Below are 19,016 nucleotides of genomic sequence, written 5' to 3'. Positions count from 1 at the left end.
TATACTCGCCGGGGTAGCATTTCCCGGAGCGCGTCCCATGGATTACGCATCCAAAGCCGAACCCAAAAACCTCGTCATCTGCTGTGACGGCACCGGCAACGAGATCTCGGAGAACATCTCCAACGTCCTGAAGCTCTATCGCTGCCTGCGCAAGACGGAGAAGACGCAGCCGCGGCAGATGGTGTTTTACGATCCCGGCGTCGGCACGGTGACGAAGCCGACGACGTGGCATCGCTTGAAGGCCAATATCAACCTGGTGCTGGGGCTCGCCACCGGCTACGGGCTCGATGACAACGTGCTCTCGGCCTATTGCTTCCTGGTCGAGCATTACTCGGCCGGCGACAGGATCTATCTGTTCGGTTTTTCGCGCGGCGCCTACACCGTGCGCGTGCTGGCGGGGCTGATCCACAAGATCGGCCTGATCAGGCCGGAGCAGGCGAACCTCGCAGGCTCGGGCCTCGTCGCCTACAAGGAATATTCCGGCACCGGGCGCGGCAACGATATCGAGGACTTAGCGGGCGTCTCCTTCGACGACCAGGGGCCGCTGCCGAAGGACCAGTTCGACCTCGCCGCGCAGTTCGCGCGCATCACCTCGACGCGCTGGCCGACCATCCACTTCATCGGCGTGTGGGACACCGTGGCGAGCGTGATCGTACCGCGCGCCGACCGGCTGTTCTGGCCGAGCCTGGAGGAGCTCGCCTTCACGCTGCGCAATCCGAGCGTCCGGATCTTCCGGCAGGCGATCGCGATCGACGAGCGGCGCTGCATGTTCCGCCTGAAGCAGTACCGCGAGCCGCAGGAGTTCTGGAGCAACCGCTACGTGCCTGACGAGAAGAAGGTGCCGCAGGACATTTTGCAGGTATGGTTCGCCGGCGTGCACAGCGACGTCGGCGGCGGCTATCCGGAGGCCGAGAGCGGGGAGTCGAAATATCCGCTGCTCTGGATGATCGCGGAAGCGGAGAAGGCGGGGCTGAACTTCAACCCCGCGTCCGTGAAGCAGCTCGCCTGGGGCGTCCAGCGCAAGAACTCGCCGTTCAGCTATGTCGCGCCGGCCTTCACCGGCAAGACCGGCGTGCTGCACGATTCGATGACGCCGGGCTGGCGGCTGCTGGAATTCCTGCCGAAGCGCGCGACCTACAAGGAGTGGCCGGACCGGACCGTGGTGCTCGGCTTCTACATCCCCGATTGCGAGCCGCGCCTCATCCCCGAGGGCGCGCATGTGCATGAGAGCGTGCTGAAGCGGATGGCAGCGGAGCCGGCGTACCGGCCGGTGAACCTGCCGAAGGACTATGTGACGGTGCCCATGCCGCTGGAGCCGGGGGTGGATCTGGCCGCGGGCGCCGCGGCGGAGGAGATCGTGACGGGGTGATGGGGCGAGCGCTCTTACCCTCCCCTGGAGGGGTCCGGGACGAGCGGAGCTCGCCCGTGGGTCGGCGCGTGATCGAGCGAAGCGAGATTGCGTGACGGGGTGGGGTGACGGTCTCTCCACGGGTGCACTGCCCGTGTGGAGAGATCACCCCACCCCGCTCGCGCTGCGCGCGATCGACCCTCCCGCTCCAGGGGAGGGTGGCATTCCGCTACCGCCGCTTTCTGCCTTCGCCGACACTTTTCATTAAAATTCTCCCGCGCGGTTTAGCCGGATCGCATCTTCTGCACGTCATCATGGCGGTCCGAACACGCCGCGAAACCTGCGCAGCTGGAGGAGACGTGCCACACTATCCGCGCCGATTTGCCCGCGTGAAGCCTTCGGGCCTGGTGTCGCGCCAGGCCAAGATCATCACCGGCCCGCGCGCGCCTGTGATCAACTGCACGCTGATCGACTATTCGCCCGGCGGGGCCTGCGTCGATCTCGGCGGACAAGTGAGCATTCCCGATCGCTTCGAGCTGCTGCACGTCAACACCAAGAAGCGCTGCCGCATCGCCTGGAAACGCGGCTCGCGGATCGGCGTGGTGTTTTAGAGCGCGCTGCCTGCTTACCCTCCCCTGGAGGGGTCCGGGACGAGCGGAGCTCGCCCGTGGGTCGGCACGCGATCGAGCGAAGCGAGATTGCGTGACGGGGTGGGGTGACGGTCCCTCCACCTCGCACAGCGCCCGCGTTGAGAGATCACCCCACCCCGCTCGCGCTGCGCGCGATCGACCACGGGCGAGCTACGCTCGTCCCGGACCCCTCCAGGGGAGGGTGGGACGGCTACTTCCGCATCCTGGCCTTGGCGCCGGCCACGATCTGCATGGCGACGCCGGCGAGCCAGCCGATGAAGACGAGCCAGGTCCAGGCCATGTGCGGATCGAGCCGGAGCACGATGACGGCGACGGAGGCGAAGGCGGTGAGCGTGGCGCACAGCGTGCCGGCGGAGCTGAGGAATTCCGCGGCGTCGATCTCGCTATGCGCGTCGTCGAACGGCATCTGCGGCGTGTCGATGCCGAGATAGAAGCCGATGCAGCCGAGCAGCATCATCAGCAGCAGGAAGCCCTGCGTGGTGAGTTGCGGGATCGCCGATCCCACATAGGCGCCGATGAACAGCCCGCAGGCCGCGCCTGCCATCGCAAGGCCCACACGCTCGAACACATGAGCCGTCTTGCGGACACGAAAATGCATGGGCACGCCCTCCCGGCGGAGCTGGATGAGCGCAAGTTAGGCCAGTTTTGCGGTGCGTGGAAGCTGGGGAGATTTACGGAGGCAGGGTGGGCGGTGAGAGAGGTGCGGCGCAGGCGTCGCGCCGCACATGCAGCACGCCCTCACCGCGCTCCGAATGTGGTCTTGCCGAACAGCGCCTTCTGCGTCGAGGGCTGCGAGCGCCAATATTGCGGCGGGGCTTCGACCTCGCCGCCGAGCTCGGCGGCGGCGTGCCAGGGCCAGCGCGGGTCGTAGAGCATGCCGCGGGCGAGCGCGACCATGTCGGCCTTGCCGGAGGCAACGATCTCCTCGGCCTGCTTCGGCTCCGTGATCAGGCCGACGGCGATGGTGGGCAGGCCGGTCTCGCGGCGGATGGCGTCGGCGAACTGCACCTGATAGCCGGGGCCAAGCGGGATTTTTTGCAGCGGCGAGACGCCGCCGGAGGAGGCATCGATCCAGTCGACGCCGCGCGCCTTCAGCGCTTTCGCGAACGCGATCGTCTGCGCCAGATCCCAGCCGCCCTCGACCCAGTCCGTCGACGACACGCGCATGCCGACAGGCTTGTCGTGCGGGAAGACGGCGCGCACCGCGTCATAGATCTCGAGCGGGAAGCGCATGCGGTTCTCGAGCGAGCCGCCATATTCGTCGGTGCGCTTGTTGGAGATCGGCGAGAGGAATTGATGCAAGAGATAGCCGTGGGCGCCGTGCAGCTCGATGGCATCGATGCCGAGGCGATCCGCGCGCTTTGCGGCATCGACGAAGGCGTCGCGGATGCGCGTCAGGCCGGCGGCATCGAGCGCGAGCGGCGCGGCCTCGCCCTCCTTATGCGGCACCGCCGATGGCGCCACCGTCTGCCAGCCGCCCAGCCCTTCCGGAATCAGCTGGCCGCCGTCCCAGGGGCGCGCGCTCGAGGCCTTGCGGCCGGCATGGGCGAGCTGCATCGCGATGGCGGTGGAGGAATGCTTGCGCACCGAGGCGAGGATCGGCTTCAGCGCGGCCTCGCAGGCATCGCTGTAGAGCCCGAGGCAGCCCGGCGTGATGCGGCCGATCGCCTCGACATGCGTCGCCTCGATGCAGAACATCGCCGCGCCCGACAGGCTGAGATTGTTGATGTGGGTGAAGTGCCAGTCATTGGCGACGCCGTCGTCGGCCGAATACTGGCACATCGGCGACACCACGATGCGATTCTTCAACGTCAGGCCGCGCAGCTTGATCGGGGAAAACAGGACGCTCATGGGGGAGTTCCGGTGGGAGGTATGGAAGCTATTGCATGAAGTTTAGTAGGTGAACGGCGAATTGCTAGGCGTCTCGGAGGAATGGCGACCAATGAGGCTATGCATTGCAGAGAGGATTGGACACCGGCTGCCCGCCCCGTGTCATTGCGAGCCAACGGGTCCGCGCGAAGCGCGGCCCGATGACAGGCTCCGCGAAGCCAATCCAGAATCTCTCCGCGGAGGGATTTCCGGATTGCTTCGTCGCAAGGGCTCCTCGCAATGACGGAGGAGAGACCGCCCCTACTCCGCCAGCGTGAATTGCAGCAGCAGCGTGCGCTGGAGCATCGAAAAATTGTCGTCGGAGATCAGGGTCAGCACGGTCTCGCCCTCGCTCGTGACGTGGGCGTCGATGCCTTCCATGTTGTCGATCTCCTGGCCGAGATCGGCGACGAACAGCGCAGGGCCGTCGACCAGCGCGCCGGGCGCGATTCCCTTCAGCGGGATCGAGCGGATGCGGATGTTGACGCCGGTGAACCAGGAGAATTTGCGCTCCAGGATCAGGATCTCGCCGGAGGGCAGCAGCACCGCGTCGCTGATGTCGTATTTCTCGGTGCGGCGCACGCTGAACTGGCCGGGCGTGGGGCCGCCGATCAGAAAGGCGACGAGATTGCCGTCGGCGTCCAGCCCGCGCTCGGAGAAGGCGATCAGTGTGCCCGCAAGCGGCTGGCCCTGGCCCTTGTCCTTTTCCTTGGGCACGATGACGAGCGCCTCGAGCCCCTTGTTGGAGGGCAGCCTGCGCACGCCCGGCGGCACCGCGATCGCCTCGCCGCGCGCGTGCGTGCCGCCTTTGGAGAAATCGTAGCGCAGGATCTGGTTGACGCGCTCGAGCCCGACATAGGCGAAATTGCCGTCGCGCGCGAGCGATTCCGAATCCCACCACAGGCGCTTCTCCGTGATCGGCCGCCCCTCGGCACCGAGCAGCGGCGCGGCCTCGACGTCGTCGAGGCCGGCCATCTTGCCGCCGGCATAGCGGATGCGGCCGGTGAACCAGCCGCCCTGGTCGGAGACCGCGAGAAAACCCTCGCCCTTGGCATCGAGCCGGATGCCGGACAAGCCGCCGAAGCCGCGATAGGGCGAGGTCAGCACCAGGCCGCTGCGATACTCCAGCGAGCCGAAGCGCGTGCGCGTGCGGTCGCGCGGCTCGAAACTCGGAATGGCGCGCGCATTGACCTCGACCCTGACGGGCTCGGTGACGGCGTTCTCGATCGCAAGCGCGCGCGGTGGCTCGATCGCACCTTGCGCCAATGCGACGCGGGAGACTGCGAGAGTGGAGAATCCCGCCGCAGCGTACTGAAGGAAGCTGCGGCGGGATGAATGCGTGCTCACGAATGCAATTTGCGTCGCGGGCGACCGGCCGGCTGGCTGGGTGCGGTGTTGGTCTCGCTGAACAGCTCGGCGAGCTTCTCGGTGATGGCGCCGCCAAGCTCCTCGGCATCCACGATCGTCACCGCGCGGCGATAGTAGCGCGTCACGTCATGGCCGATGCCAATCGCGATCAGCTCGACCGGCGAGCGGGTCTCGATCTCCTCGATGATGTGGCGCAGATGCCGCTCGAGATAGTTGCCGGGATTGACCGACAGCGTGGAATCGTCGACCGGCGCGCCGTCCGAGATCATCATCAGGATCTTGCGCTGCTCGGGCCGGCCGAGCAGGCGCTTGTGCGCCCAGTCCAGCGCCTCGCCGTCGATGTTCTCCTTCAGCAGCCCCTCGCGCATCATCAGGCCGAGATTTTTCCGCGCACGGCGCCACGGAGCATCCGCCGATTTGTAGATGATGTGGCGGAGATCGTTGAGACGGCCGGGATTGGCCGGCTTGCCGGCGGCAAGCCAGGCCTCGCGCGATTGCCCGCCCTTCCAGGCGCGCGTGGTGAAGCCCAAAATCTCGACCTTGACGCCGCAACGCTCCAGCGTGCGCGCGAGGATGTCGGCGCAGGTGGCGGCGACCGTGATCGGGCGTCCGCGCATCGAGCCGGAATTGTCGAGCAGCAGCGTCACCACGGTGTCGCGGAACGTCGCCTCCTTCTCATGCATGAAGGACAGCGGGTGATAGGGATCGGTGACGACGCGCGACAGCCGCGCAGGATCGAGGATGCCCTCTTCGAGGTCGAACTCCCAGGCGCGGTTCTGCTGCGCCATCAGCCGGCGCTGCAGCCGGTTGGCGAGGCGGGCGACGATGCCCTGCAGATGCGCCAGCTGCTTGTCGAGATAGGCGCGCAGGCGCTCCAGCTCGTCATGGTCGCAGAGGTCTTCGGCGGCGATGATCTCGTCGAACTTGGGCGCGAAGGCGTGATATTCCGGCCCGCGCGGCTCGTTCTTGCCGTGCTGGTTCGGACGCGTCGCCTCGCCCGGCGTCTCGTCGTCGCCGAGCTCGCCGTCGTCGAAGGTGTCGGAGGTCGAGGCCTGCGCGCTTTCCATCGCGCTCTCGCTCATCTCCTCGGATGTCGCCTGCGCCTGGTCGGCGCTCATCTCCTGGGCGGCATCGGAATCGGGCGAGCCTTCGGCGCCCGACTGATCGTTGTCGCCGTCCTGGTTCTCGTCGTTGTCGTCGTTGTCCTCGCTGTCGGCGTTGCGCTCGTCGCCGAGCTCGAGCGCCGAGAGCAGGTCATGCACGGCATCGCCGAACCGGGTCTGGTCCTCGACCAGGCTATCGAGCCGGTCGAGCCGCTTGCCGATCTTGTCCTCGAGAATCGGCCGCCAGAGGTCGACCATCTTCTTGGCGGCCGTGGGCGGCGCGAGGCCGGTCAGGCGCTCGCGCACCAGCATCGCCAAAGCGTCCGCCAGCGGCGCGTCGGCGCGGTCGGTGATCTCGTCGAACTTGCCGCGGTGGAAATGGTCGTCGAGCATCGCGGTGAGATTCTTGGCAACACCCGCCATGCGGCGCGCGCCGATCGCCTCGACCCGTGCCTGCTCCACGGCCTCGAACACGCCGCGTGCCTGCGGGTTGCCCGGCATCAGCTTGCGATGCAGCTTGGCGTCATGACAGGCGATCTTGAGTGCGATGGAGTCGGCGTGGCCGCGCACGATCGCGGCATCGCGCTTGGTCATCTTGCGCGCGGGCTCGGGCAGCCGCGCCTTGCCCGGCGCAAGACCGGGCCGCTCGGCCGCGAAGGAGACGTCGAGCTCCGGCGACTTGGCGATCGCCTTCAGGCAGGACGCCACCGAGCGCTTGAACGGCTCGGTCGGCGCTTCCTTGTTGTTGCGGAATTTGGAGTTGGAGGTGGTCATGTCACCTTGATCCGTCGTCCCCGGAGACCGGGGACGACATCTCGAACCTTAGCTGAGCGCGACGTTCACCGCCGATTCCGGCAGCTCGGCGTTGAAGCAGCGCTGATAGAACTCGGCGACCAGGGGACGCTCGAGCTCGTCGCATTTGTTGAGGAAGGTGACGCGGAAGGCGAAGCCGATATCGCCGAAGATGTCGGAGTTTTCCGCCCAGGTGATCACCGTGCGCGGGCTCATCACCGTCGACAGATCGCCATTGGCGAAGGCGTTGCGGGTGAGATCGGCAAGGCGCACCATCTTGTTGACGATGTCGCGGCCTTCCTGGGTGCGATAGTGCTTGGCCTTGGCCAGCACGATCTCCACTTCCTCGTCATGGCTGAGATAGTTCAGCGTGGTGACGATCGACCAGCGGTCCATCTGGCCCTGGTTGATCTGCTGGGTGCCGTGATAGAGGCCCGAAGTGTCGCCGAGGCCGACCGTATTCGCCGTGGCGAAGAGGCGGAACGCCGGGTGCGGCTTGATCACCTTGTTCTGGTCGAGCAGCGTCAGGCGGCCGGAAACTTCGAGCACGCGCTGGATCACGAACATCACGTCCGGGCGGCCGGCGTCGTATTCGTCGAACACCAGCGCGACGTTGTGCTGGAGCGCCCAGGGCAGGATGCCGTCGCGGAATTCGGTGACCTGCTTGCCGTCACGGACCACGATGGAGTCCTTGCCGACGAGGTCGATACGGCTGATGTGGCTGTCGAGGTTGACGCGCACGCAGGGCCAGTTCAGGCGGGCGGCGACCTGCTCGATATGGGTGGATTTGCCGGTGCCGTGATAGCCGGTCACCATCACGCGGCGGTTCTTGGCAAAGCCCGCGAGGATGGCGAGCGTGGTGGCGCGGTCGAAGCGGTAATCGGAATCGACTTCGGGCACGTGAGGATCGACTTCGGAATAGGCCGGGACTTCGAGATCGCTGTCGATCCCGAACACCTGGCGCACCGACACCTTCATGTCGGGCAAACCGGAAACTTCCTCAACTTTGGACATGGCGGCGGTCGTCATCAATCCTCCGAGGTCCCGGGCGGTCCCGAAACCGGTTATTCGCACGTTGGCTGCGGCTGGGTGCTGAAAATCAACCTATCAGAGACAAGTGGCCGGCAGAAGCCCGCCCACCAATCAAAGTTCCGTTGTCTTTTCATTTAGATAAGCAAGGAACGCAGTTTTTGGAGGGCTGCCTTGCGAATCACGCCGAAATTCGGGCGGGTCACGCCCGCTCCCGTGCGAATGGCGCTTTGGCCCTATGCAGCTACTTATGTAGGGTCCAAAGTCCCATGCTCCAGCCCTTTCAAGAGACGACGTGACGTCCTTTCTCGATCCCCTCATCGCCTTCGTTTCCGCCCATCCGTGGCTGGCCTATCTGACCCTGTTCCTGGCGGCCCTGCTCGAAGCCGTTCCAGTTGTGGGATCGGTGATCCCCGGCTCGACCATCATCCTGGCGCTGAGCGCGCTGGTTCCGGGCGGCGAGCTGGCGCTGCCATGGGTGCTGCTGGCGGCAGCTAGCGGCGCGGTGCTCGGTGACGGCTCGGCCTATTGGATGGGGCACCGGCGCCAGCGCGAGATCCTCAACACCTGGCCGCTGACCAATTATCCGCGCGTGGTTGCCGAGAGCGAGAGCTTCTTCCACCGCTTCGGCACCTGGGCCGTATTCTTCGCCCGTTTCGTGCCGCCGATCCGCGCCTTCGTCCCGGTCACGGCCGGCGCGCTCGGCATGGCCCCCGCAAAGTTCTACGCGGTGAACATTCCGGCGATCCTGGTCTGGGCGCCCGCCCATGTGCTGCCCGGCGTGCTGGCGGTGTCGGCATTGCACGAATATGCCGGGCTGCATCACCACGGCCATGTCGGCAAGCACATCTGGATGCTGACGGTGGTGGGCGTCGCGATCGTGGGGGGTGTGGGCGTGTGGATCTATCGGCGGCGGAATGCTGGCGCTGTCGCGGAAGCGGAGCCGCGGGGTGATTGACCCTGGATGCTTGCCGCGATGGAGGTGCGCTCCCTCTCCCGCTTGCGGGAGAGGGTTGGGGAGAGGGTGTCTCCTCGTTGGGATTCCCCAAGAGGTGAGAGCCCTCACCCGCGCCTCCGGCGCGACCTATCCCGCAAGCGGGAGAGGTTAAGAACCCGTCCCCACCCTGCGCCCCGGCGCGGGTCCCACATACCTTGCCCGCGGCCTGATCAACTTGCCGAACTGCAATTGCTCGCTGGCATGGGCGATCCAGCCGACGCTGCGGGCCATCGCGAACAAGGCGAGCTCGCTGCCTGCGGGCAGGCGCAGTGCGTGCGCGAGCACGGCGAGCGCATAGTCGATGTTGACGAACTCGCCGGTGGCTTCCGCGATCCGCTCGGGCACTTCCTTGGTGAACTTGCGCGGAGCGCCGGCGCGCGAGAGCGCGTTGAGGAGCGACTGCGCGCGGGGATCGCCGCGCTTGTAGACGCCGTGGCCGAAGCCGGCAAAGCGCTCGCCGAGCGCGACGCGCTCGCGCACAACAGGCGCAACGTCGCGATCGATCAACGTTTTCACGAGCTGCGAGGCCAGCACGCCGGCGCCGCCATGCTTCGGGCCCTTCAATGCGGCGAGGCCGGCGATGACGGCGTCGTAGAGATTGAGACCTGTCGAGGCCGCGCAGCGCGCGGTGAAGGTCGAGGCATTCAGCTCGTGATCGGCAAGCAGCACCAGGGCGCGGCGGATCAGGTCGGGCGCGTGCTTGTTGTCCGCCGCCCAGGCTGTTGCGATCTGCTGATGCAACGGCGAGGGCGAGGGTTCGGCATTGAGCATGGTCGCAACCAGCAGACGGACGATGCGCCCGCCGACCATGGCGCGACCGTCGGGTGCACGGGTGAAGGCGCGGGGATCGACGCTGGCGGCCAGTGCAAGCACGGCGATGGCACGGTCGATCGGTGCCGCCCGGCGTGCGGCCTCCGCGATGACGCGCATTTCTTCGGAGAGCTCAGGTTGATTGTCGGGGGCGAACGGATCGACGTCGGCGACGTCCCAAAGCAGCGTCGCGGTGTGCTCCAGCGTGTCGTTCTCGGCGAGATCGACGCAGTTGACGCCGCGGTAGATCGCGCCCTCCTCGGTGATGGTCGAGATCTCGGTGTCCATCACCGGCAGATCAGCATCAAAGCTGCGCAGGCCCCGCGGCTCCGGCGACGGCACGCGGCGCTCCTTCAGGGCGCGAACGTCCTCGGCGCGGTAGCGGTTCTTCCTGGAGTCGGGGGTCGGCTCGGAGCGGATCAGGCCGCGGCTGACATAGGCGTAGAGCGTGGCCGGCGAGATCGCGAGCTCGGCGGCGGCCTCGCGAGCGGACAAATAGAGCGCCGAAGAATTTTTCATATTGATTTATGTAATCAAGATTGATCAATGTGTCGAGAGGCCTGACCTTGTTCTCCGTGAACAGGAGATTTGGGCCATGAACATCCACCTCACCAAAAGCCAGATCGGGCTGGACGGCGTTCCCGCGGCCGAGACCGTGCTGAGCCATGTCGACGGCGAACGCGGCGAGTTGATCATCGCCGGGGAGCATGTCGGACGGCTCGCCGCCCTCTCGAGCTTCGAGGGCGTCACCGCCCGGCTCTGGAACGGCGCCAGCAAGACCACCCTCACCGAAGCCAATGTGCGCTCACAGCTGGGCGCGGCGCGCGAGCGCGCCTTCGCCCGGCTGCCGGACCTGCTGCCGGCCACGCGCGGCATGGGCATCATCGATGGGTTTCGTGCGGCCGTCGCCGGACTGCGCGCCGAGCACGGGCTGGAGCACGAGGCGACGATCGTCGGCGCATTTCCGGTGATCGCGGGCGCGCTGGTCCGGCGCGCCAAGGGGTTGGAGCCGGTCGCGCCCGATGCGAATGTGAGCCATGCCGCCGACACGCTGCGCATGTTGCACGGGCACGCGCCCGAAACGCGCGAGGTCACGGCGCTCGACGCCTATCTCGTCACCGCCAGCGACCACGGCATGAACGCCTCGACCTTCACCGCGCGCGTGGTGGCCTCGACGCAGGCCGATCTGTTCGCGGCCGTCACCGCCGGCTATTGCGCACTCACGGGCCCGCTGCATGGCGGCGCGCCAGAGCCGGTGCTGGAAATGCTGGACGCAATCGGCTCGCGCGAGCGCATCCAGCCTTGGGTGGATGCGGCGCTGGCCCGCGGCGAGCGCATGATGGGCTTCGGCCACCGCGTCTATCGCGTCCGCGATCCGCGCGCCGACGTGCTCAAGACCGCGGTCGAGGCGCTGGCGGCTAATGGCACCGATCTGCCGTTTGCCGGCGAGGTCGAGGCCTATATCCGCAGCGCGCTGCGCAAGAAGAATCCGGAGCGGCCGCTGGAGACGAACGTCGAGTTCTTCACCGCGATCCTGCTCGATGCGCTGGCGATCCCGCGGCAGGCGTTCACGCCGATCTTCGCGGTCGCGCGCGCCGCAGGCTGGACCGCGCATGCCCGCGAGCAGCAGCGCACGGGGCGGTTGATCCGGCCGAGCTCGTCCTATGTCGGGGCGATGCCGGAGGCGTAGGTGCGCAGCAGGGCTGGGTGAGGCGATGGCGGAGCCAATCCTCCGCTGTCGTCCCTGCGAAGGCAGGGACCCATATCGCGTGATTTATCGATGAAATGAAGGTGTCAGTACCAGCGAAGACTTTTTCACTACGAGTCTTCGCCAAACTGCTCCCTGGAGTTATGGGTCCCGGATCTGCGCTTCGCTTGTCCGGGACGACACCGAGAATGTGGTGAGAGGCTCAGGCCTCGCGCACCACGGTCTTCAGATAATTATACGCCTTGATGATCTCGATCAGGCGATCCTCGGTGGAGCGGTCGCCGCCGTTGGCGTCGGGGTGGTGCTGCTTCACCAGCGCCTTGTACTTGGTCTTGACGTCGGCGAGCGTGGCGCTGGGGCCGAGGCCCATGACCTGGAGCGCCTTGCGCTCGGCGTTCATCACCTTGCGCGTCTCGGCCTTGGGCGCAGCTTCGGGGCCCTTGCGCCAGCTGGCGCGGCCGTTGATCTCGCTGAACATGCTGAAAGGATCGGACGCCATGTCGATCTCTTCGGCACCCTTTTTGCCGCCATTGGCGCCCATCTTCCAGGTCGGGCGGTGGCCGGTCAGCGCATCCTTCTGGTAGCGCGCGACGGCTTCGGCATTCATGCCGGAGAAGAAATTGTAGTTCTGGTTGTACTCGCGCACGTGGTCGAGGCAGAAGTGCCAGTACTCGCGCTGGTTCTCACGGCCCTTCGGCGCGCGGTGCGGGCCCTTGTTGGCGCAGCCCGCCCACTCGCAATTGACCGCGGTGTCGCGCGGTTTCAATTCCGGCTGCTTGCCCCGCGGCTTCACGCGGATGGAGTCGAAGAATTTTGATGAATCGATCGGCATGGCTGACTTTGACTACGCAATGCAAAAACCTTCAAGTCTTGACATTGCAATTCGCGGCAAACCCGGCAAATAACGGGTGCGACCTCTGCACCCGAATGGCACAACATGGTTATGCGCGACACTATCAGCAACAAGTTGCAGGAAGCTTTCACGCCGGAAAGCCTGCAAGTCGTCGACGAGTCACATTTGCATGAGGGCCATGCCGGCCATCGGCCCGGCGGTGAGACGCACTTCCGCGTTTATATTGTGTCTGATGCCTTCAAAGGGAAGAGCCGGGTCGAGCGCCATCGCATGATAAATTCGGCGCTGGCCGCGGAACTTGCCGGCAGCGTGCACGCGCTGGCGATCCAGGCCAAGGCGCCGGGGGAAGGCGGGAGCTAGCTTCGCCAATTCGCAAGGCAAATCACGCCATTTCCCCTCATCCTGAGGAGCGCGCTCTTGCGCGCGTCTCGACGGATACAGGCCGAGATGTCGCAGCCGGGCCTTCATGGTTCGAGACGGCGCTCACGCGCCTCTTCACCATGAGGATCTAGAACGACGTCCCCGCCCGCCTCGGCTTGGCCTCTTCCAGCTCCGCCTCGCGCGGCACCGGCGAAATACGGAGCGCGGTGATGCGGTTGCGCTCGCGGCGGAGGACGCGGAAGCGGAAGCCGTGGAAGGTGAAGCTCTGGCCGCGGTCTGGGATCGAGCGCGCCTCGTGAATGACGAGGCCGGCGACCGTGGTTGCCTCTTCATCGGGCAGATGCCAGTCCATGGCGCGGTTGAGGTCGCGGATCGGCACCGAGCCGTCGACCACGACCGAGCCGTCCGGCTGGGCGCGCACGCCCGCGACCACGACGTCGTGCTCGTCGGAGATGTCGCCGACGATCTCTTCCAGAATGTCTTCCAGCGTCACGAGACCTTCGACTTCGCCGTACTCGTCGACGACAAGCGCGAAATGGGTCTTGCGGCGGCGGAAGGCCTTCAGCTGATCGGACACCGGCCGCATCTCCGGCACGAACCAGGGCGGCAGCGCGATGGTCGAGACGTCGATCCGCGAGGTGTCGCCATCCGCGGCTCGTATCGCGCGCAGGAGATCCTTGGCGTGGAGCACGCCGATAATGTTCTCCGGCTTCTCGCGCCACAGCGGAATGCGGGTGTATTCGGTCGCCAGCACCTCGCGCACCAGCTCTTCCGGCGGCAGGTCGGCGTTGATCATCATCATCTCGGTGCGATGGATCATGACGTCGGAGACCTGGAGCTCGCGCAAGTCGAGGAGACCGCCGAGCATGTCGCGGTCCTGCTTCTCGAACTTGCCCTCGTGGTGCAGCAGGTCGACCGCGCCGCGCAGACGCTCGGTCGGCGACAGGATCGCCTGGTGCTCGCCGGCGAGGCCGAACAGGCGCAGCAAGAGGCGCACGACGACCTCGACGATGCGCAGCAGCGGCCCCAGCACGTACATGGTGAGCCGCATCGGGCGCGCCACCGCGAGCGCGACGCGATCGGGCGCGTTGATGGCGATGGTCTTGGGCAGCACCTCCGCGAAGATCACGACCAGCGCGGTCATCACGCCGGTCGCATAGAGCACGCCGACGTCGCCGAACCAGGCGGTGAAGATGGCGGTCGCGATCGCCGAGGAGCTGATATTGGCGATGTTGTTGCCGAGCAGCAGCGCCCCGATCAGGCGCTCGCGCATGTCGAGCAGATCGGAGACGACGTCGGCGTCGCGATTACCCTGCTTGGAGAGCCTCAGCATGCTGGCGCGCGAGGCGCCTGTCAGCGCGGTCTCGCTGGCGGCGAAGAACGCCGAGACCAGGAGGCAGAGGACGACGATGGTGAATCCGAGCCAGTCCATGCACCACTCGAGTTTCCTTTAATGCGTTTTCCAGTCGCGAACCGGTATCCACTTCGCTCGAAAACGCTTTGGCACCAATCAGCCGCGCATCAAGCCTTCTGCGCGAGCTTCTCCTTGAGGAAGTCGCGCACGGGCCCCGGCTCGACATCACCAGCGATCACGGCGCGCCCGACCGCCTCCAGCAGGATGAAGGTGAGCTTGCCGCGCTTGACCTTCTTGTCCTGCGCCATCAGGGTCATCAGCGCGTCGGCATCGGCAAGCCCTTCCTGAGCAAAGCCCGCGATGTCCTGCAGGCGCGTCGGCAGGCCGGCCTCGATCAGGTGGCGCTCGATGCGTTCGGCATCGGCCGCGCCGATCATGCCGAGCTTTGCCGAGAACTGCGCCGCCAGCGTCATGCCGATCGCGACGCCCTCGCCATGGAACAGGCGGTCGGAGAAGCCGGTCGCCGCCTCCAGCGCATGGCCGAAGGTGTGGCCGAGATTGAGCAGCGCGCGCTCGCCGGTCTCGCGCTCGTCGCGCGACACCACACCGGCCTTGGCGCGGCAGGAGGTTGCGATCGCGTGCTCGCGCGCCGAGCCGCCCTTGAAGATCTCGGAATGGTTCTTCTCCAGCCAGCTGAAGAAGGCTTCATCCCCGAGCACGCCATATTTGGCGACCTCGGCATAACCGGCGCGGAACTGGCGCGGCGACAGTGTGTCGAGCACGGCGGTGTCGGCGATGACAAGCACCGGCTGGTGGAAGGCGCCCAGCAGGTTCTTGCCTTGCGGCGAGTTGATGCCGGTCTTGCCGCCGACGGATGAATCGACCTGCGCCAGGAGCGAGGTCGGCACCTGCACGAAATCGACGCCGCGGCGCAGGATTGCCGCGGCAAAGCCGGCGAGATCGCCGACCACGCCGCCGCCGAGCGCGATGACGAGATCGTTGCGCTCGATCTTCGCGGCGATCAGGGCTTCGCTGACCTTTTCCAGGCCGGCATAGGTCTTCGAGATCTCGCCTTCCTCGACCACGACGCGCGCGGTCGGAATGCCGGCGGCCGCGAGCGAGGCCTCGGTCGGCTCGAGCCAGTGCTTTGCAACGTTGCGATCCGTCACGATCGCGGTGCGCACGCCCGGCCGCAACGCGGCGACCCGCTCGCCAAGCGATGCCAGCACACCGCGGCCGATGACGATGTCATAGGCGCGATTTTCCAGTGCGACTTCGACATTGACGGGATCGGAATGTTTCAACGGCGCAGTCATCTCAACGCACTCGCAACGTCGGCAGATGGTTCGGCGGCCCGCTCGCCGCGAAGATGGGCGCGCAGCGCCTCGATGCATTCCTCGACGATCCGGTCGTGCGGCACGTCGCGCGAGGCGATGGTGAGGTCGGCATGGCCATAGACCGGCTCGCGCTCGGTGAGCAGTCGCGTCACGGTTCCCTCGGGATCGGCGGTCTGAAGCAGCGGACGGTCGGCGCGGCGGCGGACGCGGCGCATGATGACGTCGTGATCCGCCTTGAGCCAGATCGAAACCGCCTTTGCCGCGATGCGTGCGCGCGTCTCCTCGCGCATGAAGGCGCCGCCGCCGGTCGCCAGCACCACCGGCCCGCCGTCGAGCAGCCGTGCGATCACCCGCGCCTCGCCATCACGGAAATAGGGCTCGCCGTGGCGCTCGAAGATCTCCGGAATGGACATCTGGGCCGAGGTCTCGATCTCGGTGTCGGCATCGACGAACGGCAGCTTGAGCCGGGCCGCCATGCGACGGCCGATGGTGGATTTGCCCACCCCCATCATACCGACGAGCACGATCGACCGCGTTCCCAGCGCCGACAGGATGTCGGCCTCAGGCGAAGCGGGTATCGGCAACGCGGCGTCGGACATGTCTCGCTCGATTGGATCTCGCTCGATCTGCCGCCCAAGGCGGCAGGCTTGGGCCACCTATACGACCCCAAAGGGGCCCTCGCCAGAGGACTCTTGCCACGAAACGGCGAACATGTTGGATGATTTCATTGGTTAATTTGCCCGCCAAGGGCTGACGAAAAGCGCCGGACCGAAAAGTCCCTCTAGCCGAGACCCTGCAACGATGCCCAGCCTGTTCCGCTTCCTGACGGTCGTCGCCGTGATCGCCGGCATCGTCTATGGCGTGGTCTTCGCACTGGCCAATTTCGTCAGCCCCAAGTCGCGGGAAATGACGGTGACGATTCCACCTGACAAATTTCTCAAGAAATAGGAGCTAGCCTCCGGGGCATGCGCAACCCGCCCTCAGACGCCAAGCTCACCGGCCTGTTCCTCGACATGCTCGCCGCGGAACAGGGCGCCGGCCCCAATACGCTCGACGCCTATCGCCGCGACCTCACAGATTTCTCGGAATTTTTGGGCCGCGTCGGCCACAGCTTTGCGGACGCCGAGACGCAAACGCTGCGCGATTATCTCGCCGATCTCGACAGCCGCGGCTTCAAATCCACCAGCGTCGCGCGACGGCTGTCGGCGATGCGGCATCTCTATCGCTTTCTCCTGAACGAGCGCATCCGAGCTGAGGATCCCGCCGCGATCCTGTCCGGCCCGAAGCGCGGCCGCGGCCTGCCCAAGGTGCTCTCGATCGCCGATGTCGACCGCATGCTCCGCCGCGCCAAGGAATTAAGCGAGGCGGAGGATGCCTCGCCCGCCAAGCGGCTGCGCGCTTTGCGGCTCTACTGCCTGCTCGAGCTGCTCTATGCCACGGGCCTGCGCGTCTCCGAGCTGGTGGCGCTGCCGCGCTCGGCGGCCAAGCGCGACGCGCGCATGATCGTGGTGCGCGGCAAGGGCAACAAGGAACGCCTGGTGCCGCTCAACGAGGCCTCGCGGCAGGCGATGGCGGATTATCTCGCCGCGACGGAGGCCGCGAAGACCGAGAAGAAGAAGGACAGCCTCGCCGCCTCGAAATGGCTGTTCCCCTCGTTCGGCGAGAGCGGGCATCTGACGCGCCAGCACTTTGCTCGCGACCTCAAGGAGCTCGCGGTGGCCTCCGGCCTGCAGGCCCGGCTGGTCTCCCCGCACGTGCTGCGTCACGCCTTCGCCAGCCACCTCCTGCACAATGGTGCCGATTTGCGCATCGTGCAGACCTTGCTCGGCCACACCGACATCTCCACGACCCAGATCTACACCCATGTCGTCGAGGAGCGGCTGAAGAGCCTGGTGCGGGACCTGCACCCGCTGGCGGAGAAGTAGGCCTGCGAGACGCGCGCCCCTTTTTAAGCAAGCGGCAGAGGTGAACTAATCCACCTTGACTTCGGCCACATCTCCGCAGAAAGAGCCGGGGCCTTTCGACTGATTTGGCTCCCGCCCACGAGCACACAAGCCAACCCGTTGAAGAAGCTACACTTCTTTCCGCGACCCCAACCTCGCTTCGCTCTCAAGCCCCGTCCCCCTATATTGAGTTGATGCAAGACCAGATGCGCAGCTATCTCGACTTCGAAAAGCCCGTCGCCGAGCTCGACTCCAAGGTCGACGAATTGCGCGCGCTCGCCGCCTCGGGCACCGACATCACCGACGAGATCGGACGGATCGAGGACAAGGCAGCGCAGGCGCTGGCCGACCTCTATCAGAACCTGACGCCGTGGCAGAAGACGCTGGTGGCGCGGCATCCGCAGCGGCCGCATTTCAACGACTTCATCAAGGGCCTGATCACCGAGTTCACCCCGCTCGCCGGCGACCGCAAGTTCGGCGAGGACGAGGCGCTGGTCGCCGGCTTCGGCCGCTTCCGCGGCGAGCCGATCTGCGTGATGGGCCAGGAGAAGGGCGATTCCACCGAGAGCCGGATCCGGCACAATTTCGGCATGGCGCGGCCCGAAGGCTACCGCAAATGCGTGCGGCTGATGGAGATGGCCGAGCGGTTCGGCCTGCCGGTGCTGTCGCTGGCCGATTCAGCCGGCGCCTATCCCGGCATCGGCGCCGAGGAGCGCGGCCAGGCCGAGGCGATCGCGCGCTCGACCGATGCGTGCCTCGCGCTGACCGTGCCGAACGTCGCGATCATCACCGGCGAGGGCATGTCGGGCGGCGCCATCGCCATCACCACCGCCAACAAGGTCTTGATGCTGGAGCACGCGATCTACAGCGTGATCTCGCCGGAGGCGGCATCCTCGATCCTCTGGCGCGACGGCACCAAGGCGCAGGAAGCCGCCAACAACATGAAGATCACCGCCCAGGACATGCTCCGTTTCGGCGTGATCGACGCCATCCTCAAGGAGCCGGTCGGCGGCGCCCACCGCGACCCCGCCGCCATGATCGCCACCACCGGGGATGCTATCGCCAAGGCCTTTGACGAGCTGCGGGGCCTGGACGGCGATGCCATCCGCAATCAGCGCCGGCAGAAATTCCTCGATATCGGCCGGAAACTGGGCTGATTCGGCCTTTTTGGGACGTCATTCCGGGGCGCCCGCAGGGCGAGCCCGGAATCTCGAGATTCCGGGTTCGGTGCTTTGCACCGCCCCGGAATGACGGCTGGCCCGCCGGTAACCCCGCATTAACCCTTTTTTTGCCCAAATCGGCGATCTGAGTCCCGATGGGCGCGAAAAGCCCAAGTTCCGTCCCAAGTCGCGTCCATTCAGTCTTCGTTGACCATGCCAATGGGCCAACGGGCTCGTGATCCCCGCTCGGGTTGCGACCACATGACCCAGAGGTTAGAATTTTAATCAATGGCTTCAGGGCATAAGCGCTGGGG

18 protein-coding genes are annotated in these 19,016 nt (G+C 66.2%); 8 read left to right on the top strand and 10 right to left on the bottom strand.

Annotation, left to right across the window (positions count from 1 at the left end; translation table 11 throughout):
* Positions 1 to 37 precede the first annotated feature (37 nt).
* Together P6U31_RS02885 and P6U31_RS02880 are read left to right on the top strand one after the other, a co-directional pair.
* Positions 38 to 1,369 carry a DUF2235 domain-containing protein gene (locus P6U31_RS02885; RefSeq protein ID WP_407186771.1) on the top strand — a complete coding sequence of 444 codons (1,332 nt, stop codon included), beginning with the start codon at positions 38 to 40 and terminating at the stop codon, positions 1,367 to 1,369.
* A gap of 293 nt (positions 1,370 to 1,662) precedes the next feature.
* Positions 1,663 to 1,959 carry a PilZ domain-containing protein gene (locus P6U31_RS02880; RefSeq protein ID WP_164938080.1) on the top strand — a complete coding sequence of 99 codons (297 nt, stop codon included), beginning with the start codon at positions 1,663 to 1,665 and terminating at the stop codon, positions 1,957 to 1,959.
* A 229-nt stretch (positions 1,960 to 2,188) separates the two neighbouring features.
* Here P6U31_RS02880 and P6U31_RS02875 read toward each other — a convergent pair whose 3' ends face one another.
* The 5 genes from P6U31_RS02875 to cobS form a co-directional block, all read right to left on the bottom strand.
* A complete protein-coding gene (locus P6U31_RS02875; RefSeq protein WP_407186770.1) occupies positions 2,189 to 2,596 on the bottom strand; it encodes a hypothetical protein in 408 nt (135 codons plus the stop codon).
* 140 nt (positions 2,597 to 2,736) lie between these two features.
* Positions 2,737 to 3,849, bottom strand: coding sequence for an NADH:flavin oxidoreductase/NADH oxidase (locus P6U31_RS02870; RefSeq protein ID WP_407186769.1), 1,113 nt, complete (start codon positions 3,847 to 3,849; stop codon positions 2,737 to 2,739).
* Between the two features lie 279 nt (positions 3,850 to 4,128).
* Entirely contained in the window at positions 4,129 to 5,214 is a 1,086-nt protein-coding gene (locus P6U31_RS02865) for an esterase-like activity of phytase family protein (protein ID WP_407186768.1), read from the bottom strand.
* The gene (cobT, locus tag P6U31_RS02860) at positions 5,211 to 7,112 is read right to left on the bottom strand and encodes a cobaltochelatase subunit CobT (RefSeq protein WP_407186767.1); all 1,902 of its coding nucleotides are present in this window, start codon (positions 7,110 to 7,112) and stop codon (positions 5,211 to 5,213) included. Before cobT ends, P6U31_RS02865 begins: the two co-directional genes overlap by 4 nt.
* A gap of 48 nt (positions 7,113 to 7,160) precedes the next feature.
* The gene (cobS, locus tag P6U31_RS02855; RefSeq protein WP_407186766.1) at positions 7,161 to 8,144 is read right to left on the bottom strand and encodes a cobaltochelatase subunit CobS; all 984 of its coding nucleotides are present in this window, start codon (positions 8,142 to 8,144) and stop codon (positions 7,161 to 7,163) included.
* Between the two features lie 310 nt (positions 8,145 to 8,454).
* On the opposite strand from cobS, the gene P6U31_RS02850 reads away from it, so the two are divergent.
* Positions 8,455 to 9,117: a DedA family protein gene (locus tag P6U31_RS02850; RefSeq protein ID WP_407186765.1), complete on the top strand. Its 663-nt coding sequence runs from the start codon at positions 8,455 to 8,457 to the stop codon at positions 9,115 to 9,117.
* 147 nt (positions 9,118 to 9,264) lie between these two features.
* Here P6U31_RS02850 and P6U31_RS02845 read toward each other — a convergent pair whose 3' ends face one another.
* On the bottom strand, positions 9,265 to 10,485 hold the full coding sequence (locus P6U31_RS02845) for a citrate/2-methylcitrate synthase (RefSeq protein WP_407186764.1): 1,221 nt from the start codon (positions 10,483 to 10,485) through the stop codon (positions 9,265 to 9,267).
* A gap of 76 nt (positions 10,486 to 10,561) precedes the next feature.
* Between P6U31_RS02845 and P6U31_RS02840 the strand changes: the two genes are divergently transcribed.
* Positions 10,562 to 11,656 (top strand): citrate synthase/methylcitrate synthase, encoded by a 1,095-nt coding sequence (locus P6U31_RS02840; protein ID WP_407186763.1) that lies wholly within the window; start codon positions 10,562 to 10,564, stop codon positions 11,654 to 11,656.
* A 220-nt stretch (positions 11,657 to 11,876) separates the two neighbouring features.
* On the opposite strand, the gene P6U31_RS02835 is transcribed toward P6U31_RS02840, so the two are convergent.
* Positions 11,877 to 12,506: a J domain-containing protein gene (locus tag P6U31_RS02835; RefSeq protein ID WP_407186762.1), complete on the bottom strand. Its 630-nt coding sequence runs from the start codon at positions 12,504 to 12,506 to the stop codon at positions 11,877 to 11,879.
* A 105-nt stretch (positions 12,507 to 12,611) separates the two neighbouring features.
* Between P6U31_RS02835 and P6U31_RS02830 the strand changes: the two genes are divergently transcribed.
* Positions 12,612 to 12,887, top strand: coding sequence for a BolA family protein (locus P6U31_RS02830; protein WP_407186761.1), 276 nt, complete (start codon positions 12,612 to 12,614; stop codon positions 12,885 to 12,887).
* Between the two features lie 148 nt (positions 12,888 to 13,035).
* Here the strand turns inward: P6U31_RS02830 and P6U31_RS02825 are convergent, their stop codons facing one another.
* The 3 genes from P6U31_RS02825 to P6U31_RS02815 all read right to left on the bottom strand — a co-directional run bounded on the left by P6U31_RS02825 (position 13,036) and on the right by P6U31_RS02815 (position 16,198).
* Positions 13,036 to 14,340 carry an HlyC/CorC family transporter gene (locus P6U31_RS02825; protein ID WP_407186760.1) on the bottom strand — a complete coding sequence of 435 codons (1,305 nt, stop codon included), beginning with the start codon at positions 14,338 to 14,340 and terminating at the stop codon, positions 13,036 to 13,038.
* An 89-nt stretch (positions 14,341 to 14,429) separates the two neighbouring features.
* Positions 14,430 to 15,578: a 3-dehydroquinate synthase gene (gene aroB / locus P6U31_RS02820; protein WP_407186759.1), complete on the bottom strand. Its 1,149-nt coding sequence runs from the start codon at positions 15,576 to 15,578 to the stop codon at positions 14,430 to 14,432.
* On the bottom strand, positions 15,575 to 16,198 hold the full coding sequence (locus P6U31_RS02815) for a shikimate kinase (RefSeq protein ID WP_407186758.1): 624 nt from the start codon (positions 16,196 to 16,198) through the stop codon (positions 15,575 to 15,577). The genes aroB and P6U31_RS02815 overlap by 4 nt, the downstream gene beginning before the upstream one ends.
* A 202-nt stretch (positions 16,199 to 16,400) precedes the next feature.
* On the opposite strand from P6U31_RS02815, the gene P6U31_RS02810 reads away from it, so the two are divergent.
* The 3 genes from P6U31_RS02810 to P6U31_RS02800 all read left to right on the top strand — a co-directional run bounded on the left by P6U31_RS02810 (position 16,401) and on the right by P6U31_RS02800 (position 18,699).
* Complete coding sequence (locus P6U31_RS02810; protein WP_014439243.1) at positions 16,401 to 16,547, top strand: hypothetical protein; 147 nt, start codon at positions 16,401 to 16,403, stop codon at positions 16,545 to 16,547.
* A gap of 17 nt (positions 16,548 to 16,564) precedes the next feature.
* A complete protein-coding gene (gene xerD / locus P6U31_RS02805) occupies positions 16,565 to 17,524 on the top strand; it encodes a site-specific tyrosine recombinase XerD (protein WP_407186757.1) in 960 nt (319 codons plus the stop codon).
* A gap of 212 nt (positions 17,525 to 17,736) precedes the next feature.
* Positions 17,737 to 18,699, top strand: coding sequence for an acetyl-CoA carboxylase carboxyltransferase subunit alpha (locus P6U31_RS02800; protein ID WP_407186756.1), 963 nt, complete (start codon positions 17,737 to 17,739; stop codon positions 18,697 to 18,699).
* The last annotated feature ends 317 nt before the right edge of the window (positions 18,700 to 19,016 follow it).

Origin of the sequence: Bradyrhizobium centrosematis, assembly GCF_045571495.1 — a bacterium.
Lineage (GTDB): Bacteria > Pseudomonadota > Alphaproteobacteria > Rhizobiales > Xanthobacteraceae > Bradyrhizobium > Bradyrhizobium centrosematis.
The sequence above is the reverse complement of the archived record's forward strand: the minus strand, read 5'-3'. Positions and strand labels throughout refer to the sequence as shown.